Source organism: Yersinia similis, from assembly GCF_001053095.1.
GTDB classification, from domain to species: Bacteria; Pseudomonadota; Gammaproteobacteria; order Enterobacterales; family Enterobacteriaceae; genus Yersinia; species Yersinia similis.
Window position 1 is genome coordinate 88255 of sequence record NZ_CGBP01000002.1, and the last position, 24765, is coordinate 113019.

Here is a 24765-nt window from a genome sequence, read left to right on the forward strand (position 1 = left end):
GGGATATCACTTTATTTTCCTCACTTCGGCGTACAGCAAGCTCATCAGATACCCACCCCCGACCGCAGCCGTAATAACGCCCACGGGGAGCCGTGAAGATGTTGGTAATAGCAAGGTAATGATGTCTGACGCCAATAATAGAAATGCGCCCATTAAGGCAGTACATAACAGGGAAATGCCGTTGGCCTTCACCAGATGTTGGGTAATCTGAGGGGCTGATAGAGCGATAAAGGCGACCGGCCCGACAACCAATACCGCCGCCGTCGCCAGTGCGATGGCAACCAATAGACCTAGCCAATGCGTCTGGCGAATATTGACGCCTAGCGGCTGGGCAACCCTGGACCCAAGGCTCAGGTAATTAAGTTGACGACTGAGATACACCAGACCCGGCATAACCAGCACCAATGTCAGGCTGATGATGCCGACATCCCGCCAGTTTTTCTCCGCCAAGCTGCCGCTTAGCAAGGCGGCTAACTGACTCGCCTGCTCCAGACGGATCTGTGAAGTCGCAAAGTTAACAAACGCGATGCACACGGCACCAACGGCGATACCGGAAATGATAATTCTCTCTGGATGAGACAGGATGCTTATGCTACCCGCATAGACTAAAGTCACCGCAGTACAGGCACCGATGAATGCGCCCAACGGTACAGGCATTACCCCCGGCCAAATGAGTAGAGTGGCAACCACGCCTGCGGAAGCGCCTGCGGTAATACCGATAATATCAGGGCTAGCTAAGGCGTTGCGGGTTGTGGTTTGGAAAATAGCGCCGGAAATGGCCAGTGCGGCACCGGCACCCAGGGCAACCAATGCTCTTGGTAAGCGTAATTGCAGTAAGATAAATTCCTCGTACTGGCTACCTTCGCCAGCCAATACCGCCAGCATTTTTCCCCATTCGAAACCACTGGGGCTTAGCATTAGCGCAGCGGTGAGGCACAGCAGTAAAACGGGCAATATCAGCAGCAGGTAAACCCCAGTCCGGCGGGCGGGGGCTAAAAAGACCCAAGATCCCAACGTCAGCGTTCTGAATGAATCAACGGGATGCATAGACTATACCTTTTTTACTGTTGACCACCGCGTAAAGCAATGGCCCTCCTATGGCCGCGGTGATCACACCAACCATCACTTCGCCGGGGGCGATGATAATACGGGCTACTACATCGGCACTCAGCAAGAGGATCGGGCCGAGCAGAAGGCAATATGGCAGTAACCAGCGAAAGTCTGAGCCAGTCATGGCTCGGCCCAGATGAGGGGCAGCCAAACCAATAAAAGCGACCGGACCCGCTACTGCCGTCGCGGCAGCGGCCAGCAATGTTGCGCCTACCAATGCTGACATACGGATACGAACGGTATTCGCCCCCATGGCGGTAGCGACGTTTTCGCCAAATACCATCACGTTCAGCGAAGGGGCGATGGCGAAGATTATCACCAAGCCGATGACAAAATAGGGTAGCACTGCCAGCATGGCTGATGCTGATGTAGCCGCCAGCGAACCCATCATCCAGAAGCGGTAATTCTCCAGCACCGCAGGGTTGAGTAACACCACCCCCTGTACATAGGCAAACAGGCAGGCATTGATGGCCGCACCGGTAAGCACCAAACGTACTGAGTGGGTATTTCGTTGCCCGCCACCCAACAGATAAAACAGCAGGGTGGCTAGTGCTGCACCGAGTAGGGCAGGCCAAAATCGCGGTATTACTGCCAATGCGGGGAAGAACGCAAAACTGACGATAATCGCCGATGCACCGGCATTGACCCCCAATAATCCAGGGTCACCAAGTGGATTGCGCAATAGCCCCTGAGTCACCGCACCGGATAGGGCCAGTGCAGCGCCAGCCAATAGGCCAATCAGTGTGCGGGGGATCCTGGCGTCAATGACCAGATCGTTATGACTGATATGAGCGGTGTGTGTATCCAAATAGTGCATATCCAAATAGTGCCCGATTGCACTGAGTGGCAAGGTCTTCGCCCCTAGTGTCAGGCTAGCTAACACACAGATTAATGTGAGCAGTAGTAACCCCATCCATCCTAAGATGCGGTATTTTCGTAATTGTCGGACCGTGTTATGTATCATGGCAGTGTCTCTTGGGTATTAGCCAAATAGCGCGCTTTTTCAGCGAGCAATGGCATAAAGCGTTGCAACCCCCACTGAACGCTCAGCGGTGTGCCATAGGACATCGCCATGACGATCGCTTGATCGGTCAGCGGGATATATCCGCCGCGTTGCACGGCAGCCATCGCGTTGAATAAGGGTTTTTCTTCAACCCGCCGCCGCTCTTGTTCGCTGCTATACCAGGTCACTAAAATATCGGCATCATCCAGCCGATCAGCATTTTCCAGCCCAAGATTAGCGGCGAAGCTACCTCGCGATGCTGTGAGGTCTTTGATGGATGTGGCGAGTTGCATACCCATGGCGATTAAGGTATCAACCCGTGGGTCGCCTGCCACATACACCGATAAGTTGGTATTGCTACTGGCCGCTTTAATGTAAGCAAAACGCAGGTTTTTAATCCCAGGTACCGTTTGGCCCGCAGCGGATAAGGTATTTTTTAACCCTTGCAATAACGCGCTGGTTTGTGACTCTTCTCCGAGAGTTTGACCTATTAATTCAACTTGTTGCGTGATACTGGTCAGCCACGGCTGGCCGGGATAAGCCACGACGGGTGCAAAGCGGGATAGCTGGTCGTACAGGCTTTGGCTCATCCCTGACTGAGTCGCGATAATCACATCGGGTTTTAAATTGATTAACTGCTCAATATCCAACTCGGGATACATATTAAGCACTTGAGGCAGTGGCTCGCCCCGTTGTTCCAACGCCTGCCGGAACCAAGGTAAATAACCCTGCTTATCACCTCCCCATGTGTGGGATTCAATACCCACCGGAACCTTGCCCAATGCCAGCACAATGTCTTCTGCGCCTGCGCCGAGGGCCACAATACGCTGAGGTGGACGCTCAATGACCGCGGTGCCAAGTGCGCTGGTAATTTTCCGTGGGAAACCATTTTTCTGTGTGGTGGGCACAGCACCGGTTTCGGCATGGCTATCGCCGACAGAAAGCAAAAAAAACAGCGCAAGTAGACCCGCTAATATAAAAGAAATATCGCCTAACCAACGGGGAGCCAATGTGGCGCAGGTTCGCGTTTTATTCATTTGGTGTATCCATATCGATCGTGCTTGATGAAGACGTTGGCAAAAGATACAGCCGGAAAAGTGACCGGCTGTGAGGGTATCCAACTGCACTCCTTAGAAGGTGTAGCGCACGGTGGCATCCACATTGCGCGGAGAGCCTATCAAGTATTGGTTGTATTGGCCGATTTGTGTGTAGTAGTGCTGATTAAACAGGTTATCCAAATTAACTGTTAAGGAGAGCTGAGGGGTAAACTGGTAGCGGCTCATCAGGCTGTAAATGGCAAAACTGCCTTGACCGATTTGTTGAATGCCGATGGGGCTACTGAGATTTCTGTAGATTTGGCTTTGCCAGTTGACGCCACCGCCGATGGTCAGATCGTTTAGTTGCCCCGGTAAGGTATAGGTGGTGAAGAATTTTAAGACTTTCCGTGGCGTGACTGGGGTGACAGGTGTCTGGGTATTCGCACTCGGCAGTTTTACATTGTACTGGGTATAGCCCGCAGAAATATTCCAGTCTTCAGTGATTTTTCCACTGACTTCCGCTTCAAAACCACGGGTTTTGGTACCGTCTACGGCAAAGTAAGGCTGGCTGTTATCCGGCAAGCGCGGGGCGGTGGTATCCGGTACGGGCATATTATTCTGACGAATTTCAAACACGGCCAGTGAATAATCGAGGCTATTATCGAAGGCAACACCTTTCAAACCGGCTTCGTAATTCTGTCCACTCACCGGGGCCAATAATGTGTTATTACGGTCCCGACGGTTTTCCGGGTTAAATATTTCGGTATAACTGGTATAGACCGACAAATCGCGATTAATGTCATAAGTCAGGCCGCTGTATGGGACAAACTCATTCTTATAACGGGCATTTTGTGGCGTACCGAAATTATCACCACGGGTTTCCCAAGTGGTCAGGCGGCCACCAAGGATCAATGTTAACGGATCGATCAGAGACAGTTGGGTCACCACATATTGCGAGGATTGATCGCTACGCCCTTTCGAACCATAAGCCCGTTTATCACTCCAAACGGGCTTAGGATATTGCCAGCCCGGCTGGGTGAAGTCCCCAAGGCCGGGACAGGTTCTGGTGGCATTACAGGTCGCGAGATAATAGTCGTTATCAACATTTTGTCGCTGGCGGTTCCAACCAAAACCTAGCTGATGTTGTCGCCCAAACAGGCTGTACTGACCATTGACCTGAATATCATAATTTTGCTGACGGCGGGCACCATCAATCAGTGACAGGCTGCCTGGCCGCATACCAATGTTGGTTTGTGGATCGGGATAACCGGTGGGCCACAGCACGTCTTGGAGCAGCTTATCGTTATCAAAGGTAAAGGTGCCTTTAATATTCCAGCCGTTATCAAAATCATGTTGCAGACTGGTAAACAGCGTTTGAGTCCGTGTTTCAGCGGATGCCCAATCCGATGCGGTGGTGGTGGAAATAGCATAATTTGTCCGCCCGCCTGCGCTGTTAAACAGAGGAGGCCCACCAAACATACCGCCACGGGTTAGAGTCCGTTGAGTATCGGCACCAAAAGTGAGCAGGGTGTTGGGGGTGACATCGACTTCCAAGATACCGTAAAACGGGTTTTTACTTTGATCATAGCGCTCAACAAAAGAGTTCTTATCTTCATAAGCCGTGACAAAACGCCCGCGTACGCTACCCTCACTATTGAGGGGGCCAGAGAGATCCAGCGCCGTACGCCATTTATCCCATGAACCAACACCTGCCGAAACACTACCACGAAAATCCTGAGTGGGGCGTTTGCGCACAAGGTTAATGATGGCGGAAGGGTTACCCGGCCCAGCCATTAAGCCTGCCGCGCCTCGAACCACTTCAATACGATCAAACATATCGGTATCGAGCGTGTTATCGCCATAATTAAAACGGGTATCGTAAAAGGTGGCGACGCCATCTCGCATAACATTATTAATGGCCATGCCACGAGAGGTAAAACCGAAACGATCACTGTCAAACTGGCGCATACTGATACCGGTGATGTTATTCACGGCACTTTCGACGCTGTTCAGGTTTTGATCGCGCATACGCTGTTTAGTGAGGATACTCACCGATTGTGGGGTTTCCCGCGCTGAAATATTCAGGCCAGTTGCTGTCGACATTGATGATGTGTTGTAGCTGCCACTGTCTTCTGTGACGCCAGCATGACGCAATGGTGATGCCGTGACGGTTATGGTGGTATTCGCGGGGTTGCTTTCTCTTTCTTTTTTCTGACTATTATTCTCGTCAGTAGCGGCATATGCGCAACTCAACAACGATACATTAGCGGCAAGCACCCATGCCGCTGGTTTGGTGGTGTGCGTGCGGTTAAAAAGCATTCGGCTTTTGCCGTGACTTCTTTCTAATATTCTCATCTAATTATTCTCACTAAATAAAAATAGGGAAGTTTGTCTTTATGGTGTGGTAAAAATGCCAGTTTTTGTGTTTCAATATATTGATTTTTAAAGATATAGTTATTGTGAATCTTGACGTGATAAAACGTGATGTTGCCAAAGCAGGTATGTCGTAAAAATCGGTATGTCGTAAAAATAGGTGTCTCGTAAAAATACGGCAGACCATGTGGGTCAGTACGTGGTTTTGAAAACATGAATTGGGTTGACTAATGTGCCGGCAAATTTCAGATTCTTCTCTCGATCATCGAGATCGATCATTTGTTGATTATTCGCCATCTGTAGCCGATTAAGACAGGTACGGACAAAATCAGCTTTAAAGAGATCGAACTTCTTGAATTTTTTAGCCATGGCAGGGTGTTGGTCTTGATAGGTATGGATGCAGTCAGCTACCAGCCGCCAGAATTGGTGCTCATTAAGATTCAAATTTTTTTGCAGTAACGGCGTGAGGTAACGGAAAAAACAGTCGAAAATATCCAGAAAAATGTAATTGATCTTCATATCGTCTTCGATAGTGACATGTAGGAATTTGATGGCATCCGGTAGCCTAATATCCCCATTTAAAATAGCAATTTCCTCACCGATATCCTTCATCAAGACATGGACTGGAACGTTATTTTCCAGGACTAACAGCAGGTTTTCCCCATGGGGCATAAATACCAAGTCGTAAGTAAAGAAGGCGTGTAATAAAGGCGAAAGATAGGCATCCAGATAGTGTGCTATCCATGCATCTGCACTTAACCCCGATGAGTGTACCAAGGCGAAAATTACCGAGTTACCTGCATTATCACTGTGCAGTAAAGAGGCCATCGTCATTAAACGCTGGTGGCTGGCAAGTTTTGGCATAGGGCTTTCTCGCCACAGGGCCGAGAGCATTTTTTTATGGGGATTATCTTTAATTAAAGCGGTTTCAAAATGGGGGTTGAAATACCCCATAGCGGCTCTTTCGCATAGCAAGGTAAATTTTTTCTGCTGAAAGAAAGTATCTTGCTCAATTAAACCGCTAAGCCATTCATTGACCTGGGGCGTGGTTGCCATGCTATGAGGGGAAAGCCCACGCATAAAGCCCATATTCAAAATAGATAATGCCGTCTTAACATAATTTTTGTGTGGATTAGAGAGATTGAAAAATGTTCGAATGGATTGTTGGGCCAGATAACTATCCTGCCCTTGGCCTAAATAAATAATGTCGTTACGTGCAAGGTCCGCCGCAAAGCTGGTAGCAATCCTTTCATGCCATTGCCAAGGGTGCAGGGGCATAAAGAAATAATCTTGGGCGGTTAGCCCACGAGACGTTAAATACTGAGTAAATTGTTCCCATTGGTAATCGCCCAACTCCTCCTGCATTAATTGTGGGTAGCTGAGGCCGGTAAAACTGGAAAATACGGTTTTATCCTGATGCACTGCGATCCAGATTAAATTAATTGGATGGGCGCTTTCCGGTGCATAGGCAGCGTAGTCTGTAATATCAAAACCAATGCGGCCATTATTCGCGATAAAAACAGGGTGGCCCTCGCTCATCGCTGTTTCTACAGTTTGGTAATTGGCGTGAACCAATTGTGTGGCGCTAAGGTTATTCTGATGGTACTTAAAAGCGTAACCATAAAGGGTACTGGAGATTTCATCCAAATAGACGGGCAGCATTTTTTCTGAGATACCAAGCCGGTTATTTAATTCAATAATCAGCTGTAATGCATCCAGTGGCTGCGAGTGTCCATCAAGGGTTTTTGTTAAGGTGCCTGGTTCAATATCCAGGTGGTCAAGTTGATAACGTTTTGCTTTAAAAAGGTATTCTATTCGGTCTTGGTCTGGAGTGAAGCTATAGTGGTTATAGCCATCATCTTGTGTAACCAGGCAGACTGGGGCAATCAATTTCTCGTGAGTCAGTTCACGCAATATTTTTCCTACTACATGTACATTGGCGTGAGACCAATTTTCACCATTAAGATGTTGGATATTATTTTCATTGAATTGACGTTGTGAAACCATCTCTATAGTGTCCCTATTAGTAGAGGATGAATTAATTTAATGATAAGCCCTGATTTCCGTTATGGTTTAATATCCATATGCGATTTATGTATATAATTCATGTGGGTAATTCTAAAGCTAAAATAGAGGAGTCATTATTCCATTCAAGGAGGGTTATATATATCATTACGCTCACTTAGATGCAAATGATTATTATTTATGTAAAATAATAATCATTTATATCGCTATTTTGTTATGTAATGTGACAACATAACTGAGTTTTTAATTTGTTGGCATGACAGCATATTGTCAAGGTAAAGCAAGTATGTAACTTTGTTAAGTATAGGGTTGTATCTGTTTGAAATACGAGAGTAATTATTACGGAGTAATATAATTAGTTAAGTTGAATGGAATAACCATTTTGATATAAAAAATAGTTAAAAATAACATTTGGTTATAATAAGGCTGTTATATTATATAATTTGTTGCTCGTGTCGTTATCCGAAATGAAGGTGTGTTGCCTTATTAAGGTGGTGCTCCGCATTGTCATTATGGGTATTTTGTTTTCTAGAGAAGGTTTCTGGCTGTATTGCTTCATGTGTTCATTTCATTAATAAGTGAATTTTTTCTTAACTCTCAATTTATTTATTGTATTTTTTTAAAAAACACAGTATCAATTTTTTTACTAAACGTATCTATTATTGAAATGTTTATTGATATTTTTAAAATGTAATCAAGAACCTTCTGATGTAAACTGACGAAAGATTAATGAATAATAAGTCACCACTGATTGTCTCACCTGGCCTACGGCATCAATCACCCTCTGCGATCTTAAAGTCATTAGCGTTACGGGTAGGCGGCACTGATGAACTGGCTCAGAACAGTGATTCAGATGAGAGAATGTGGCTAACAACGCTGTAACTTCAGGTAAGAAGGGGACAGCGGCTCAAAATTGAAGAGGTCAGAGTAATGAAGTGTTTAAAAGCCGTCATTCCTGTTGCTGGGCTAGGTACCCGTATGTTGCCAGCGACTAAAGCTATTCCGAAGGAAATGCTCCCGGTCGTCGATAAACCCCTGATCCAGTATATTGTGGATGAATGTGTTGCCGCCGGGGTTAAAGAGATAGTACTGGTGAGCCATTCATCCAAGAATGCGATAGAGAATCATTTTGATACTTCATTTGAACTGGAAGCCGCGCTGGAATCACGGGTTAAGCGGCAGTTATTGAAAGAGATCAAAAATATTTGCCCGGCGGATGTCACGATTATGCAAGTGCGGCAGGGTCATGCTAAAGGTTTGGGGCATGCGGTGTTATGTGCTCAATCGATGGTGGGGGATAATCCTTTTATCGTCATGCTACCGGATGTACTACTTGATGATTCAACGGCTGATTTATCAAAAGAAAATCTTGCTAGTATGATTAAGCGCTTCGAAGAGACCGGCCATAGCCAAATCATGGTTGAGCCAGTGCCCAAAGCGGATGTCTCCAAATACGGTATTGCGGATTGTGGCCTCGTGGCATTAGCGCCAGGCGAAAGCACGTTGATGACAGCGGTCGTAGAAAAACCGGCTATAGCCGAGGCCCCGTCTAATCTTGCCGTGGTTGGGCGCTATGTCTTATCTAAAAACATCTGGCCGTTGCTTGAGAAAACACCTCGCGGTGCGGGGGATGAAATTCAACTGACCGATGCCATTGCGATGTTAATGCAGCAAGAACCCGTAGAGGCATTTCATATGACGGGTAAATCTCATGATTGCGGCGATAAACTAGGCTATATGAAAGCTTTTGTGACTTATGGTGTTCGCCATAATACTGAAGGCGAAAAGTTTACTGTCTGGCTGAAACAGCAACTCGACTAAATGATGCATTGTCAGGCTGAGTGTATGCCGATTTTTAATTTACCTTATAGAATCTGTAGGTAAGCATGACCAAATTGAAAGCAGTCATCCCCGTCGCTGGTTTAGGCATGAGAATGCTTCCGGCGACCAAAGCTATTCCGAAAGAGATGTTGCCAATCGTTGATAAGCCACTGATCCAGTATGTGGTGAACGAATGTGCTGCTGCTGGCATCAACGAAATCATTCTGATAACCCATTCATCCAAGAACGCCGTAGAAAACCATTTTGATACCTCCTATGAATTGGAAGCGATGCTAGAGGCTCGTGTTAAGCGCCAGCTATTGGATGAAGTACAGTCGATTTGCCCACCGGGTGTGACAATAATGCACATTCGTCAAGGGCATCCTGAGGGATTGGGCCACGCTGTTTTATGTGCCAAACCGTTAGTGGGGGATTCGCCATTTGTTGTCTTGCTGCCAGATGTTCTGATTGATGATGAACAATCTGATTTAACCCGCGATAATCTGGCTCAATTAGTGCAACGCTTTGAAGAAACAGGGGTCAGCCAAGTTTTGGTTCATTCGGTAGATCCTGAAACACTGTCTAATTATTCGGTGGTTTCATGTGAGAAATCGACCTTGCTGCCAGGGGAGAGTAGCCGGATTAATGCCATGATCGAGAAGCCACAAAGCTGTGCAGACTTACAATCAAATCTGTCCGCGGTAGGGCGCTATGTGCTGTCAGAGCATATTTGGCCATTGTTGGAGCAGACTAAACCCGGCGCTTGGGGGCGTATCCAACTGACCGATGCTATTGATGCTTTGGCTGCGGTGGAGGCGGTTGATGCGGTCGCCTTAACCGGTAAGTCCTATAACTGCGGTGAGAAACTCGGCTATATGCAAGCTTATGTGGCTTATGGTTTGCGTCACCCACAGCAAGGTGCTGAGTTTAAGTCGTGGTTAAAGGATTTCGTTGCGTAAACTCAATCAACGGTAACGGGTACATAATCCGATAATAGAGACATATCCGATAATAGATATATCCGATAGATAGAAAAGCAATCCTTGGGGGATCGAGCCGCGCCATTTGTGGTGCGGGCGCTTTACTCTTCTGCCTATCCTCACCGTTCTAAGGGAGTCATCGGGGTTTGTCAGCTATCTGAGGTTATCCTTACGATAGATTTTTGTACAAACTGGCAGGTGGATTTGCGTTTATTGACCGATAACCTCGCGAAAGCAAACGTGTGCGCACAGCAACTGGTCAGTTGTGCTATCTATCGCACCAATCACTACCCAGCTGACATAATCCTGAGTTAACATGTTTCCCACATCAAAAACCTGTTGGCCTTAAGGCTGGTAACAGGTGTTATCCTTCAGACAGGAGTTTTTTTAATGTCCAAACAACAGATCGGCGTTGTCGGTATGGCGGTGATGGGCCGTAACCTGGCGCTCAACATCGAAAGCCGTGGCTATTCCGTTTCTATTTTTAACCGTTCATCAGACAAAACCGACGAAGTGGTTGCCGAGAATCCAGGTAAGAATCTGGTGCCGAGTTATACCGTTGAAGAGTTTGTTGATTCACTGGAAAAACCGCGCCGTATCCTGCTGATGGTGAAAGCGGGTGAAGCAACAGATAAAACGATCGCTTCACTGACGCCGCATCTTGATAAAGGCGATATTCTGATTGATGGTGGCAATACTTATTACAAAGACACCATTCGTCGTAACCGTGAACTTTCTGCACAAGGCTTTAACTTTATCGGTACCGGCGTGTCTGGTGGTGAAGAGGGCGCATTGAAAGGCCCTTCTATCATGCCGGGTGGCCAGAAAGAAGCCTACGAATTGGTTGCCCCGATCCTTGAGAAAATTGCGGCCCGTGCTGATGATGGTGACGCCTGCGTTGCCTATATCGGTGCTGACGGTGCTGGCCATTACGTTAAAATGGTTCACAACGGTATCGAATACGGTGATATGCAATTGATCGCCGAAGCCTATTCACTGCTGAAACAGTCTCTGGGTCTGAGCAATGAAGAGCTGGCCAGTACTTTTGCTGGGTGGAACAAAGGCGAACTGAACAGCTACCTGATTGATATCACTAAAGACATCTTCACCAAGAAAGACGAAGACGGTAACTATCTGGTTGATGTGATCCTGGACGAAGCTGCCAACAAAGGCACCGGTAAATGGACCAGCCAAAGTTCTCTGGACTTGGGTGAGCCGTTAACACTGATCACTGAATCTGTGTTTGCCCGTTACTTGTCTTCTCTGAAAGATCAACGTGTTGCTGCCTCTAAAGTGTTGACTGGTCCTAAAGTTCAGCCTTTCACCGGTGATAAAGCCGAGTTTATCGAAAAAATTCGTCGCGCGCTGTATCTGGGTAAAATCGTTTCTTACGCACAAGGTTTCTCTCAACTGAAAGCGGCATCTAACGAGAATAACTGGGATCTGAATTACGGTGAAATCGCGAAGATTTTCCGTGCTGGCTGTATTATTCGTGCTCAGTTCCTGCAAAAAATTACTGATGCTTATGCAGAAAACGCAGATATCGCTAACTTGCTGCTGGCACCGTACTTCAAGCAAATTGCTGATGAATACCAGCAAGCGCTGCGTGATGTGGTGTCTTATGCGGTACAAAACGGTATCCCAACGCCAACATTCTCTGCTGCGATTAACTATTACGACAGCTACCGTTCAGCCGTGCTGCCTGCTAACTTGATCCAGGCACAGCGTGACTATTTCGGTGCGCATACGTATAAGCGGACAGATAAAGAAGGTGTGTTCCATACTGAGTGGATGGCGTAATCCCTTTAACGGCAACTGTGCTTTGCTATTCCAGGATTGCGCAGTGTTCGGACTCCTCACGTACTGTGTGCACGCTCCGAGTCACTTCGTGCTGGGCGGGCCGTTGAGACCATAGGGTTTAAGATACAGGCGACTCACCCGTTTAACGCTATCCAATAAAAAATGCCCCCAGTGATAAGCTGGAGGCGTTTTTTTTGCCAGCGAGCCAGCCAGAAAATTATTTCTCGTGGCGTTCCCGTAGGCGGCTAATCACGGTACTGAAGTCCAAATTTTGATCCTGCAATAACACCAGCAGGTGATACATCAAATCAGAGGCTTCATTCGTCAGCTCTTCACGGTCATTCACTGTGGCGGCCAGTGCGGTTTCAACCCCTTCTTCCCCCACCTTCTGCGCGATACGTTTGGTGCCACTGGCATACAGTTTTGCCGTGTAAGAACTGGCTGGATCAGCAGACTTACGTGATGCCAACAACTGCTCCAGTTGATACAGGAAACTCCAGTCACTGGCCGCAGGCGCGAAGCAACTGCTATTGCCCAAGTGGCAGGTTGGGCCGATAGGGTTCACCAGAATCAGCAACGTATCGTTGTCACAATCAGGATAAATATTCATTACGTTAAGGAAATGACCAGAGCGTTCGCCTTTGGTCCACAAACGCTGTTTGGTACGAGAGAAGAAGGTGACTTTGCCGGTTTTCTCAGTGACCGCCAGTGCTTCCTGATTCATATACCCCATCATCAGAACTTCGCCGGATACGGCATGCTGAACGATGGCTGGCATTAGGTTATCGACTTTTTCCCAATCTAATTGGTTGATTTGTTGTTCTGTTAACACACTCTTATCTCCACGCCCTGTTCAGACAAATACTTTTTCAATTCGCCGATATTAATGATTTGTTTATGAAATACCGATGCCGCCAGCGCGCCATCAACATCCGCGTCGCGGAGGGCTTCAAGGAAGTGCTCCGGTGTCCCGGCACCGCCAGAGGCGATTAACGGAACGTGGCAAATAGCACGCACCTGTTGAAGCTGACGCAAATCATAGCCGTTACGCACGCCGTCCTGATTCATCATATTTAATACAATCTCACCGGCCCCCCGTAACTGGACTTCTTTGACCCAATCTTCGGTTTGCCAAGTGGTGGCTTTGGTACGCTTCTCATCACCGGTAAACTGATAAACCTGATAGCTGTCGCTTTCGGCGTCATGCCAGGTATCAATCCCCACCACGATGCATTGTACGCCATAGCGGTCAGCTAAACGGGTAATGAGTGTTGGGTCTGCCAGTGCAGGTGAGTTGATTGAGATTTTATCTGCACCGAATGTCAGGATCTGGCCTGCATCTTCGACACTTTTGATCCCACCGGCCACACAGAAAGGAATATCGATCACTTCTGCGACCCGCGCTACCCAGCTTTTATCAACAACACGGCCATCGGATGAGGCAGTGATATCGTAAAACACCAACTCATCAGCCCCTTCTTGAGCATAGCGCTGTGCCAAAGGCACGATATCGCCAATGATCTCATGATTACGGAACTGAACGCCTTTAACGACCTGGCCGTCTTTCACATCCAGACAAGGAATTATACGTTTTGCCAGCATGCGATAGCCTCCTTCACGTTAAACTTGCCGTCCAGTAACGCACGGCCAACAATTACGCCCTGTACACCGCTGCCGCGTAAGCGGGCGATATCATCCAGACAACCGATACCGCCAGATGCCTGAAACGCCACTTGTGGATAACGCTGGCACACTTCCTGATACAGTTCAACATTCGAGCCACTCAGCGTGCCATCGCGTGAGATATCGGTACAGAGGACGTGTTTCAGACCGTAGGGCAGATATTGTTCGACGATTTGCTCCAGCGTCGCATCGGAGTTTTCCTGCCAGCCACTGATGGCGACGTGTTTGCAGCCAGCCTCATTAATGCGAACGTCCAATGCCAGCACGATGGCCTCGGCACCGTAACGCTCAAACCACTGCTGCACCATTTCGGGTTGCTTAACGGCAGTTGAACCCACCACCACCCTTGCTGCTCCAGCTTCCAGTAAGGCCACGACATCCTGTTCATTACGGATACCGCCGCCGACTTGCACCGGCACATCAACACCGGCCAGTAATTCGCGCAGTAGTGGGATCTGGCGAGCGGCTGGATCTTTGGCTCCGGTCAGGTCCACCAAGTGTAAAACCTGAGCACCTTGCTGCTGATAATCTTGTAAACGCGGGAGCGGGTGATTGCCGTAATCACGTTGCTGGCCGTAATCGCCCTGATGCAAACGCACCACCTTGCCTTCGATCAAATCCAAAGCGGGAATAATCATGGTGTTTACATCTCCAGAAAGTTTTTCATCAATTGGGCCCCAGCCGCTCCGGAACGTTCCGGATGAAACTGCACGCCAAAGAAGTTGTCTTTTTCTACTGCGGCGGTAAACGGCTCGCCGTAATTGGTTTGGGCGATGGTATTTGGGCATATTGGCATTGCATATCCATGCACGAAGTAGAAATAGGTTCCGTCAGGGATACCACGGAACAGATGGTTACCGGCTTGTGCGGTAATCTGATTCCACCCCATATGCGGCAGCGGCAACCCAAAATCAGTCATCTTTTTTACAGGTGTATCAATCATCCCGAGGGTGGTGATCCCGCCACTTTCCTCACTGCTGGTTGCCAGTAACTGCATACCAAGGCAGATCCCCAGGACAGGTTGAGTACAACTTTTTATCAGCTCGATAAGCTCGCGTTGCCTCAATTGTTCCATGGCGGCATGGGCGGTGCCCACACCCGGCATAAACAGTTTGTCTGCTCGCAAGACGACTGCCGGGTCGCGGCTGATAACCGGTGCATAACCCAAACGCTGTACCGCATAGGTGACAGAGGAGAGATTGGCACAACCGGTATCCAGGATCACCACATCCATTACAGCACTCCTTTTGAACTTGGCAGGGTATTGCCTTCAACGCGAATGGCTTGACGCAAGGTACGACCAAATACTTTAAACAGGCTTTCTACTCGGTGATGATCGTTGCGACCTTTGGTTTTCAGGTGCAGGGTACAGGCCATGGCATACGAAAGGGAGCGGAAGAAGTGCTCGACCATCTCGGTGCTTAGATCGCCGACACGCTGGTAGTTAAATTCAGCTTTGTATTCCAAATGTGGGCGACCAGAAATATCCAAGGCACAGCGTGCCAGGCACTCATCCATTGGCAATACAAATCCAAAGCGGCCAATACCCCGTTTGTCACCCAGTGCGATGTTGATCGCTTCGCCCAGCGCCAGCGCGGTATCTTCCACCGTGTGGTGATCATCAATATACAGATCGCCACTGACCTGAATATCCATGCGGAAACCGCCGTGGGTGGCGATTTGATCCAGCATATGGTCGAAGAAGCCCACGCCCGTTTTAATTTTGCTTCCCCCTTCGCGATCCAGCCAGACATTAACGTCAATGGCGGTTTCTTTGGTCACGCGATTAACATAGGCGTGACGGTCGCGCTGGGTCAGTTGTTTGGCAATTTGCGTCCAGTTCAAGCCATCACGTTGATAACGTAACCCGCTGATGCCCATGTTCTCGGCCAGTTGTAGGTCAGTTTCACGGTCACCGATGACATAGCTATTGGCGCTGTTCATTACGCCATCTACCAGATAGCTTTCTACCAGCGCAGTTTTCGGCTTGCGACAGGTGCAGTTATCCGCTGGCAGATGTGGGCAAATCAGTATTTGTTCAAAATTGATCCCCTGAGACGTCAGGATTTGCATCATCAGGTTATGTGGCGGATCGAAGGTTTCCTGCGGGAAACTGCTGGTGCCGAGGCCATCCTGATTAGTGATCATCACCAGTTTGTAGTCTGCTTTTTGCAACGCCAGCAATGCGGGAATGACATCAGGCTCCAGCGCCAGTTTATCCAACCGGTCAACCTGATAATCAGTTGGTGGCTCGGCAATGATGGTGCCGTCGCGGTCAATAAAAAGAAATTTCTGGCTCATATCGTTCCCTTACAGATGCTGGAGGTCTGAGAATTGGTTTTATTCTGGTTATCAATGTTATTTGAGTTATCAATGCCGGGCAGTGGGGCAAGGGCGGCAATCACTCGCTCACACTCCTGACGGGTGCCAATGGTGATGCGCAGACAGTTGGCTAACCCCGGTTGTTTATTTTGATCACGCAAAATAATGCCCTGATCCCACAATGCGTTGAATACGCTGCTGGACGCGGTAAAGCGGGCCAGCAAATAGTTGCTTTCGCTGGTGAACACCTGTTCGACACAGGCGCAATCTTGCAGTGCGGATTGTAGCCATGCGCGGTTAGCTCGTACTTCACTGACCCGTTGGCGCATTTGCTCAATTCCCTGTGGGCTGAGTGCTTGCGCGGCAATATCCGCCACTGGCGTAGATAACGGATAGGGGGCGATCACTTTAAGCAGCAATTGGATGATATCGCTGTTGGCTAACGTAAAGCCACAACGTAAACCCGCTAATGCAAAGGCTTTCGATAAGGTGCGCAAAATCACTAAATTCGGATAATCTTTTAGCCAATTACTGACCGATGCTTGTGGACAAAACTCAATATAGGCTTCGTCGATGGCGACAATCGCGCGGCCTTGCGCCAGTGCCAGCACCGCCTGTAAATCAGCCGGGTTGATTAAATTACCCGTCGGGTTATTTGGGCTGCAAACATAGATCACTTTTACCTGATCCAGATTGTTGGCAATGGCCGGTAAATCTAACTGCCAGTCAGCCTGAGCGGGTACGGTGCGCCGTTCTACACCAAAGGTTTCAGCGCTGACGGCGTACATGCCGTAGGTTGGTGGGCAGAATAAAATGGCATCTTGACCCGGCTCACAGAATGCGCGGATCAGCAGCTCGATACCTTCATCAGCACCACGGCTGACCAGTACTTGCTCTGGCGGTAAACCGGCGTAAGCGGCATAGCGCTCAATAACGTGCTTAGGCTGACACTCGGGATAGCGATTGAAGGTTTGCGTGGTCAACTGATATTCAGTGCCCAGCGGATATTCGTTAGCATTCAGCCACACATCGCCATTGCCGCCTAACCGACGTGCGGACATATAAGGAGTCAGGGCACGGATGTTGGCACGGGCCAGATCCGTGATGTTATTAGATTGGCTCATGCTTACTCCTTATTCAAGGCGGTCAGGGCGGTAACGCGCAGAGTCACTGCATTTTTGTGTGCAGTCAGTTGTTCTGCCTGTGCCAGTATTTCGATGGTGGAGGCCAGCCCTAACAAACCCTGTGGTGTTAATTGCTGTACGGTCATGCGCTTAACAAAGTCAGCCAAACCTAAACTGGAATAGGTTGAGGTATAACCGTAGGTTGGCAGTACGTGGTTGGTGCCCGAGGCGTAATCCCCAGCCGATTCCGGTGACCAATCGCCCATAAACACGGAGCCAGCGTTATCAATCTGGTCAATGATTTCTTCCGGTTGACGAATTTGTAGAATCAAATGCTCAGGGCCGTATGCATTACTGATATCAATGCATTGCTGTAAATCGTTGGTCACGATCAAACGGCTGCTTTCCAGTGCCTGACGAGCAATATCGGCTCGGGATAACAGCGCGAGTTGTTGCTCAACTTCGACTGCCACCGCTTGTGCGATAGCGGCATCAGGTGTCAGTAAGATCACTTGAGAATCAGGCCCGTGTTCCGCTTGTGAGAGTAAATCCGCCGCGATAAACGCAGGTGTAGCACCGCTGTCGGCGATCACCAACACCTCCGATGGGCCTGCGGGCATATCGATGGCAGCACCGTCCAGACGCTGGCTAACCTGACGTTTTGCTTCAGTGACATAAGCGTTGCCCGGCCCAAAAATTTTGTGCACTTTAGGTACTGATTCACTGCCGAATGCCATGGCGGCGATCGCTTGTGCCCCGCCGATCTGGAACACTTCCTGAATACCGCACAGTTGAGCGGCATACAAAATTTCATCGGCAATAGGCGGTGGAGAACATAAAACGACCCGCTGACAACCGGCAATACGTGCTGGGGTGCCGAGCATCAGTACGGTTGATGGCAACGGTGCAGAACCACCGGGAATATACAAGCCGACGGAAGCAATCGGACGCGTGATTTGCTGACAACGCACACCCGGCTGAGTTTCAACATCCACCACCGGCAGTTTCTGCGCATTGTGGAAGATTTCAATATTACGTACCGCCTGTGCCATGGCGTGCTTGACATCGTCACTCAGGCGCGCCGAGGCCGCAGCGATCTCTGATGCAGTGATACGGATATCCGCGACCTGCACGTGGTCAAAACGCTGGCTAAAATCACGCAGGGCGCTATCGCCTTCCGCTTTCACCCGGTCCAGGATGTCACTGACCGCCGCAGTGATCCTCTCGGATGCATTGATGGCCGGGCGGCTCAACAGTGCTTTTTGCTGTTCTTCACTGCATTGTTGCCAGTTGATCAGGGTATTGAAATTCGTCGGCTGCATGGGTTACTCCATCATTTTTTCAATCGGTAATACCAGAATGGAGCTGGCACCCAGCGCCTTCAATTTCTCCATGGTTTCCCAGAACAACGTTTCGCTGCTGACCATGTGCATGGCAACACGGCTCTTGTCACCGGCCAGTGGCAGAATGGTTGGGCGTTCAGCCCCTGGCAACAGAGTAATGATTTCGTCCAGACGTTCGCTCGGCGCGTGCATCATGATGTACTTGGATTCACGCGCTTGGATCACCCCTTGAATACGGGTCATCAGGCGGTCAATCAGTTGCTGTTTATCAACGGACATTTCACCATCACGTTGGATCAGGCAGGCTTTTGAGCGGTAGATCACTTCAACTTCGCGCAGGCCATTGGCTTCCAGCGTGGCACCGGTGGACACCAAATCACAGATGGCATCGGCCAAACCAGCACGCGGGGCTACTTCAACAGAACCATTCAATAAACAGGATTTAAAACGAACGCCTTGTTTATCGAGATACTGTTTTAAAATGTGCGGATAAGAGGTGGCGATACGCGTATCTTGCAGGCATTGCGGCCCAGTGTATTCAGCATCCAGTGGGGCGGCCAGTGACAGGCGGCAGCCACCAAAATCCAGGCGACGTAGGGTGAAATAGCGAGGGTCGTCGCCTTGAGCGCGGCGATTAAGTAACTCTTCTTCCAGCACGTTCTCGCCGATAATACCCAGATCGACCACACCATCCATCACCAAACCGGGGATATCATCATCACGGACCCGCAGAATATCGATGGGCATGTTCTCTGCGAAGGCTATCAGGCGCTGCTGTTGCAGGTTGATTTTAATCCCGCAGCGGGACAACAACTCTTGGGATTCATCACTCAGGCGACCCGATTTCTGCATCGCGATACGTAAACGTGTTTTATCCAGCATGGTAATCCTCTTAATTTATTAATTTATCCCCTTCGTCCTTGACGTCGCAGGGTTGTTAGCTACATTCACTCGCCCAACTTACTGACTCATTGACTCACTTGAGCCAGCTCATTGGGTGTCGTTCGCTTACCGCCTGCCTGCAATGCCAATTACGTTGGGTCTATAAAATGATGAGCAATAAAAAAGCCCTCGGAAGATTATCTTCCGAGGGCTCTCTACTGCGTTCTCTACGCCACCTGGAAGATTCGTTAACCGTCTTCCAGCACACATCGGCCTGTAAGACTAGTCAGGATGATGGTGGTGATGGTGATTAAATTGAACGCGATTCATAGTGGCTTCTCTGTTTGGGCTGTTTTGAATAAATCAAAGAATTAATCAAAATAGCCATATTCGGAACGTGTCATAATTTCTGTCAATTAACGTAAACCATCAGGCTGGTACAGCGCAACCTTTTTCTGGCCAGATGCTTTTATTTCACAGTGGCTAAAATGAATTTATTTGCCATAAATTGTTTCTTTTATGGTGATTATCACTGAATTTTAATTTTCAGTAAGCAGATTGTTTCTTTGATGTGCCATTGTGCCGATGAAAGAAAAGAAAGACCTAATAATTGTTAGGTGACACCAACTGGCGTAAGTTATCGGTATAGCATGTGTTAGCAGTATGAGAAGCCAATACTCAGAGCCGCGAGAGGAAATCATTGAGATGAAAAAAGTAGCCATTATTGGGCTGGGTTGGTTGGGTATGCCGTTGGCGCAATCACTGAACCGTCGTGGGATCGACGTGGTGGGGAGCAAAACCACCCCTGATGGTGTCGATGCGGCTCGCATGAGCGGAATTAATTGCTACCCATTGGTACTGACACCGGAATTAATTTGTGAGCCAGACGATCTGGCACAACTGATGGCGGTAGATGCATTGGTTATCACTTTACCCGCCAGCCGCACCACCGCTGGCGGGGATCACTATTTTCAAGCGGTACAACAGGTGGTTGATAGCGCACTGGCTTTTGGTGTCCCACGGATTATTTTCACCAGCTCTACCTCGGTATATGGTGAAACCCGTGGTCGTATAAAAGAAAGTTCACCGCTACAGCCAGTTACGGTCGCGGGTAAGACATTAATGGCGCTGGAGCAGTGGTTGCATCAATTACCTCATACTTCCGTTGATATTCTGCGTCTTGCGGGGCTGGTGGGTACAGATCGTCATCCAGGGCGTTTCCTTGCTGGTAAAACGGGAGTGAAAGGGGGCTCGCAAGGGGTGAATCTGGTACATCAGGAAGATGTGATCGCCGCTATCGAATTATTGCTGAATCGGCCAAAAGGCGGGCATCTTTATAATTTGTGCGCCCCCCTTCATCCTGGAAAGCGTGATTTTTACCCAGCGTGTGCGCGGGCGTTACAGTTGACCCCGCCTGAATTTGCCGTTGAGGAGCAAGAGGGCGCTAACCGCGAGATTGATGGCAGCAAAATTTGCAGTGAATTGGGGTTTGAGTATTTGTATCCGGATCCTTCGCGGATGCCGTTGAATTAAGTTATTTCTTGAGTGGTGGTCGCGAGTTGGTTTTTATTTTTAAGGGATTGTTATTTCCAAGGGGTTTATGCTTCAAGGGATTGCCTATTTGCAATCCCTTTTAAAATAATAATTACCATTCAATAATCATCAGGTATGATTTTACTTATTAAATAAACTACTGCGATAGATAAACTTATATAAATGAATCTTTCATGCCAGGTTTCGAAATGGAAAAACCAATAAAAACACAGAAAAACCAAGAGGCTACCGACTAATGCCCCGAAGTAGTGGATGCAACCACGTATAAATCGTTTTCGAAAGTTATCACGCGGCTCTTTTTGTTTTGAGTTCATTTTCCACCCTATCAATAATTTTATTAAATGCGGCATCACCATGATTTCTACGAACCATCCTTTACCCTTGGCTTTACGGTGGACGTAGCCGCGATAGCTCACCCAACTCACTGAATTAAGTCAGTGACTCGGGATTTGTTTACTGACAATCAGATGCCGTGGAGTGTTTACCCTATGGTGCCCAGGTTGTTATACAGATTATCTCACTGAGTATGCACCCAAAATAATTCGAGCTTCAGGAAGGCGGCAACTGAGAGAATCCCCAGGAGCTTACACAGGTAAGTGACTGGGGTGAACGAGGACAGCCAACGCATATGCACGTTAAATATGACGGGTATACTTATCTTTAATAGCACTGAGCTCACCACTTTGAGATAAATCTATACACTTCATAACGGTAAGTTTTGACTCGCCATTTTTGCTGATATATTTCTTTTCCAGGAATTTTTTGGCAAGTTCGCTAACTTCTTCATACGCTTCTACAGGATAAGCGCCTAACTCCACATAAGCACCGACCGCAGAAAAGGCCTCGCTATTTATTTCTCCATCAGGAAAACCCTCTGCTAAACAAATGCTTAATGCAAAATTTTCTAAATTGTTTTTTTGTTGCACTTTATTCTGATTAACTTCTGCTGCAAGAGTAGAGAAAGAAATTAAAAAGATAAGTGATATTATTTTAGCAGCCATAATTGGGCACCACCTGCCTGTTGAAAATAACAGGAATCGGAACATGAAATTCCGTTCCATAGCGTTGTATAGCCTGTTGCAGCATACAACTTCCGCATCACTGACTGGAGCCAGTTCATCGGGATTTGTGCGCTGCACCTTATTTTGATTTCCGATCACCGTTTCTGAATATAAGTCAGTGCCAGGGCCATCGCTAATACCAAGCCTTTAATAATATCCATCGCATAATAAGGCACTGACAACATCACCAACCCATTTTGCAAGACACCCAAAATTATCGCGCCAATTAAGGTGCCGAACGCATTAGGTTTACCCGAGCCAGCCAGTGAAAAGCCGATATAGGCGGCGGCGACGGCGTCCATCAAATAACCACTGCCAGCATTCACCTGCGATGAACCAATGCGTGAAGCCAGCAAGATCCCACCGAGTGCCGCCAATTGAGCGGAGAGCACATAAGCCAGTACCCGATAGCGAACCGTGCGGATCCCCGCCAGCCGCGCGGCTTGTGGGTTACCGCCAATGGCGTACATCCGCCGCCCGTGCTTGGTCAGCGATAAATACAACTGCACCACCACGGTGACCGCTAACATAATCAGCACGATAACCGGTACCTGGCCGAGTGCGGAAAAAATTTCTGGAATAACCCCTTCCGCCATATCGCCACTGGGCAACAACATACTTTGAGTGATCGAACCGCCGCGGCTGTAAGTCATGGCGACACCCTGAATCACAAACAGGCTGGCCAGGGTGGCTAGCATATCGGGGATTTTCAGCACCACAATCAGGAAAGCATTAAACAGACCGACCAGTGTGCAAATCAGCAGCGTCAGGATTATTGCGCCCGTGGTACCGAAGCCATACCAGACAAACAGTGATACCACGACGGCATTCGCCAACGAGGCCGTGGAGCCTACTGACAGGTCAAAACCGCCAATCGATAGCGAGATAGACACCCCGATGGCAATTACGGTCACAATGGCGATAGAACGTAAAATGTTGATGATATTGTTTGGATCGAGGAAGTTATCCGATGCCAAACCAAATAGCGCGATTAACGCAACAACGGTGAGCAACATTCCCCATTTGTAGAGAAAATCAAACAACTGGTGACGCCAGGGCTGCACGTCTGGTAGGGGTAATTCTTTGCTCACTGAGGGGTTCCTCCGGTTGAAAATAGTAATAATGTCTCTTCATCGACCTCTGCAGCATTCAGTTCGGCAACAATTCGGCCATCCCACAATACGCAGATACGATCACATAAACCGACTAATTCTGAAAATTCACCTGATGCATAAATAATACCTTTGCCTTGTTGCGCCAATTGGTCAATCAGAGAGAAAAGGTCTTGTTTGGCTTTGATATCGACCCCTTTGGTCGGTTCGTCAAAAATTAGCACCTGTGCATCACCGCGCAGCCATTTACCAATGGCCACTTTTTGCTGATTCCCCCCGGAGAGGCGGGCCAGTTTTTGATGCGGGGAGGATGTCCGTATACCCAGGCGCTCAATCAGTTCCTTAGCCCAACTCAATTCCTGACGGCGGCTGAAAAGACTCCAGCGGGAAAAACTGTCATCGGCGGCAACACTCAGGTTCATTGGGATGCCTTCGTCAATAAAAATACCTTCTTTGCGGCGCTCTTCAGGTACCAGTGCCAGCCCTTGCGCCACGGATCGGTCTGGTGAGCGTGGCCGCCAGGCTTTGCCGCTCAACTCCCCGCGTTCCAGCGTACTAGGCGTGTCGCCAAACAAGGCTTTGCACAATTCCGTTTTACCGGCACCGGCTAAGCCCGCAATGCCTAAAATTTCGCCCTGATGTAATGTGAGGGAGATATCGCGCAACTTATACTGATCATGTAGGCCGCTGACCGACAATAGCGTTTTCGACAACCGTGTTTTGCTGCTGACTGCCGCTCGCCGAGGGGGGAAAATATCCTCCAGCGTATGGCCGAGCATTTTTTCTACAATCTGCTCACCACTCATTCCTGCCATGGTGTCATGGCTCACGCGACGGCCATCACGCAGTACCGTGAGTTGATCACACACCTCGCGCAGTTCATGAATACGGTGCGAAATAAAGACAATGCCGATGCCCTCAGATTGCAAGCGACGCACGACGCGGAACAATCGGGCGCTCTCTTCTTGATCCAGTGGTGCAGTGGGTTCATCCAGTATGAGAAAACGACATTGGTGGGATAGGGCGCGGGCCAACAGCACTTGCTGCTTCTCTGCCAGCGTGCAGGATTCCAAACGCTGACGCACATTCAACTTGAGTTCTAGTTGCTCAAGCAAGGCTTCTGCCTGACGATAAAGTTGTGGCCAGTTAAACAAGTGCCCCCGGTCTGCCAGCTCATCCAGCATAATATTCTCTGCCACAGACAGCGTGGGGATCAGCGCAACATCCACCTCTTGCTGAACCACATGAATACCGTGCTGCCTGGCTTGCCGTGGGGAGTGAATATCGATTAGCTGGCCATCAATAAAGATCTCACCACGATAGTGGCTATGAGCGCCGGAGAGGATCGCCATCAGGGTAGACTTGCCCGCACCATTAGCGCCGATTAGCGCATGGGTTGAACCACCTTCCAGTGTAAAATCAACTTCTTGCAGGGCATGGAATCCAGAGAAAGAGATAGAAATATTCCGCATCTCAAGGCGGGAGGGGGGAATGCTGGACATAAATTTCTGCGACTGCCCTATAAAGTATTTTGG

The 24765-nt window shown here is 48.7% G+C and carries 22 protein-coding genes and 1 other annotated feature; of the genes, 5 read left to right on the plus strand and 17 right to left on the minus strand.

Annotated elements, in window-relative coordinates; all coding sequences use genetic code 11:
- Window positions 1-6: 6 nt before the first annotated feature.
- The 5 genes from AC971_RS02010 to AC971_RS02030 form a co-directional block, all read right to left on the minus strand.
- The gene (locus AC971_RS02010) at window positions 7-1047 is read right to left on the minus strand and encodes a FecCD family ABC transporter permease (protein ID WP_025383466.1); all 1041 of its coding nucleotides are present in this window, start codon (window positions 1045-1047) and stop codon (window positions 7-9) included.
- A complete protein-coding gene (locus tag AC971_RS02015; protein ID WP_025383467.1) occupies window positions 1034-2074 on the minus strand; it encodes a FecCD family ABC transporter permease in 1041 nt (346 codons plus the stop codon). The genes AC971_RS02010 and AC971_RS02015 overlap by 14 nt, the downstream gene beginning before the upstream one ends.
- The gene (locus AC971_RS02020) at window positions 2071-3150 is read right to left on the minus strand and encodes an iron-siderophore ABC transporter substrate-binding protein (RefSeq protein ID WP_025383468.1); all 1080 of its coding nucleotides are present in this window, start codon (window positions 3148-3150) and stop codon (window positions 2071-2073) included. Before AC971_RS02020 ends, AC971_RS02015 begins: the two co-directional genes overlap by 4 nt.
- A 93-nt stretch (window positions 3151-3243) precedes the next feature.
- On the minus strand, window positions 3244-5505 hold the full coding sequence (locus AC971_RS02025) for a TonB-dependent siderophore receptor (protein ID WP_025383469.1): 2262 nt from the start codon (window positions 5503-5505) through the stop codon (window positions 3244-3246).
- 210 nt (window positions 5506-5715) lie between these two features.
- A complete protein-coding gene (locus tag AC971_RS02030) occupies window positions 5716-7530 on the minus strand; it encodes an IucA/IucC family protein (protein WP_025383470.1) in 1815 nt (604 codons plus the stop codon).
- Between the two features lie 747 nt (window positions 7531-8277).
- Here AC971_RS02030 and AC971_RS24105 point away from each other — a divergent pair.
- The 4 genes from AC971_RS24105 (at window position 8278) to gndA (ending at window position 12149) form a co-directional block, all read left to right on the plus strand.
- Window positions 8278-8430 carry a hypothetical protein gene (locus AC971_RS24105; RefSeq protein ID WP_155408926.1) on the plus strand — a complete coding sequence of 51 codons (153 nt, stop codon included), beginning with the start codon at window positions 8278-8280 and terminating at the stop codon, window positions 8428-8430.
- Window positions 8431-8478: 48 nt separating this feature from the next.
- Complete coding sequence (gene galU / locus AC971_RS02035; protein ID WP_025383471.1) at window positions 8479-9369, plus strand: UTP--glucose-1-phosphate uridylyltransferase GalU; 891 nt, start codon at window positions 8479-8481, stop codon at window positions 9367-9369.
- A gap of 65 nt (window positions 9370-9434) precedes the next feature.
- The gene (gene galU, locus AC971_RS02040) at window positions 9435-10328 is read left to right on the plus strand and encodes a UTP--glucose-1-phosphate uridylyltransferase GalU (protein ID WP_025383472.1); all 894 of its coding nucleotides are present in this window, start codon (window positions 9435-9437) and stop codon (window positions 10326-10328) included.
- Between the two features lie 411 nt (window positions 10329-10739).
- Entirely contained in the window at window positions 10740-12149 is a 1410-nt protein-coding gene (gene gndA, locus AC971_RS02045; RefSeq protein WP_025383473.1) for an NADP-dependent phosphogluconate dehydrogenase, read from the plus strand.
- 217 nt (window positions 12150-12366) lie between these two features.
- On the opposite strand, the gene hisIE is transcribed toward gndA, so the two are convergent.
- The 9 genes from hisIE to hisL form a co-directional block, all read right to left on the minus strand.
- Window positions 12367-12981 (minus strand): bifunctional phosphoribosyl-AMP cyclohydrolase/phosphoribosyl-ATP diphosphatase HisIE, encoded by a 615-nt coding sequence (gene hisIE / locus AC971_RS02050; protein WP_025383474.1) that lies wholly within the window; start codon window positions 12979-12981, stop codon window positions 12367-12369.
- On the minus strand, window positions 12975-13751 hold the full coding sequence (hisF, locus tag AC971_RS02055; protein ID WP_025383475.1) for an imidazole glycerol phosphate synthase subunit HisF: 777 nt from the start codon (window positions 13749-13751) through the stop codon (window positions 12975-12977). Before hisF ends, hisIE begins: the two co-directional genes overlap by 7 nt.
- Window positions 13733-14470 (minus strand): 1-(5-phosphoribosyl)-5-[(5-phosphoribosylamino)methylideneamino]imidazole-4-carboxamide isomerase, encoded by a 738-nt coding sequence (gene hisA, locus AC971_RS02060; RefSeq protein WP_002211891.1) that lies wholly within the window; start codon window positions 14468-14470, stop codon window positions 13733-13735. Before hisA ends, hisF begins: the two co-directional genes overlap by 19 nt.
- Before the next feature lie 5 nt (window positions 14471-14475).
- Window positions 14476-15066, minus strand: coding sequence for an imidazole glycerol phosphate synthase subunit HisH (gene hisH / locus AC971_RS02065; protein WP_025383476.1), 591 nt, complete (start codon window positions 15064-15066; stop codon window positions 14476-14478).
- Window positions 15066-16133: a bifunctional histidinol-phosphatase/imidazoleglycerol-phosphate dehydratase HisB gene (hisB, locus tag AC971_RS02070; RefSeq protein WP_025383477.1), complete on the minus strand. Its 1068-nt coding sequence runs from the start codon at window positions 16131-16133 to the stop codon at window positions 15066-15068. The genes hisH and hisB overlap by 1 nt, the downstream gene beginning before the upstream one ends.
- The gene (hisC, locus tag AC971_RS02075; RefSeq protein WP_025383478.1) at window positions 16130-17278 is read right to left on the minus strand and encodes a histidinol-phosphate transaminase; all 1149 of its coding nucleotides are present in this window, start codon (window positions 17276-17278) and stop codon (window positions 16130-16132) included. Before hisC ends, hisB begins: the two co-directional genes overlap by 4 nt.
- Before the next feature lie 2 nt (window positions 17279-17280).
- The gene (hisD, locus tag AC971_RS02080; protein ID WP_025383479.1) at window positions 17281-18600 is read right to left on the minus strand and encodes a histidinol dehydrogenase; all 1320 of its coding nucleotides are present in this window, start codon (window positions 18598-18600) and stop codon (window positions 17281-17283) included.
- A 3-nt stretch (window positions 18601-18603) separates the two neighbouring features.
- Window positions 18604-19503, minus strand: a complete 900-nt coding sequence (gene hisG, locus AC971_RS02085; protein ID WP_002211896.1) for an ATP phosphoribosyltransferase — start codon at window positions 19501-19503, stop codon at window positions 18604-18606.
- 177 nt (window positions 19504-19680) lie between these two features.
- Window positions 19681-19810: a sequence feature (His leader region), on the minus strand.
- Window positions 19786-19833 carry a his operon leader peptide gene (hisL, locus tag AC971_RS24110; RefSeq protein WP_002231208.1) on the minus strand — a complete coding sequence of 16 codons (48 nt, stop codon included), beginning with the start codon at window positions 19831-19833 and terminating at the stop codon, window positions 19786-19788. It overlaps the preceding feature by 25 nt.
- Window positions 19834-20208: 375 nt before the next feature.
- Between hisL and AC971_RS02090 the strand changes: the two genes are divergently transcribed.
- Window positions 20209-21036 carry an SDR family oxidoreductase gene (locus AC971_RS02090; RefSeq protein ID WP_025383480.1) on the plus strand — a complete coding sequence of 276 codons (828 nt, stop codon included), beginning with the start codon at window positions 20209-20211 and terminating at the stop codon, window positions 21034-21036.
- Between the two features lie 656 nt (window positions 21037-21692).
- On the opposite strand, the gene AC971_RS02095 is transcribed toward AC971_RS02090, so the two are convergent.
- The 3 genes from AC971_RS02095 to AC971_RS24975 form a co-directional block, all read right to left on the minus strand.
- Window positions 21693-22058, minus strand: coding sequence for a T6SS amidase immunity protein Tai4 family protein (locus AC971_RS02095; RefSeq protein ID WP_033849681.1), 366 nt, complete (start codon window positions 22056-22058; stop codon window positions 21693-21695).
- A gap of 155 nt (window positions 22059-22213) precedes the next feature.
- Complete coding sequence (locus AC971_RS02100; RefSeq protein WP_002211900.1) at window positions 22214-23209, minus strand: ABC transporter permease; 996 nt, start codon at window positions 23207-23209, stop codon at window positions 22214-22216.
- Window positions 23206-24732: a sugar ABC transporter ATP-binding protein gene (locus AC971_RS24975; protein WP_025383482.1), complete on the minus strand. Its 1527-nt coding sequence runs from the start codon at window positions 24730-24732 to the stop codon at window positions 23206-23208. The genes AC971_RS02100 and AC971_RS24975 overlap by 4 nt, the downstream gene beginning before the upstream one ends.
- Between the last annotated feature and the right edge of the window lie 33 nt (window positions 24733-24765).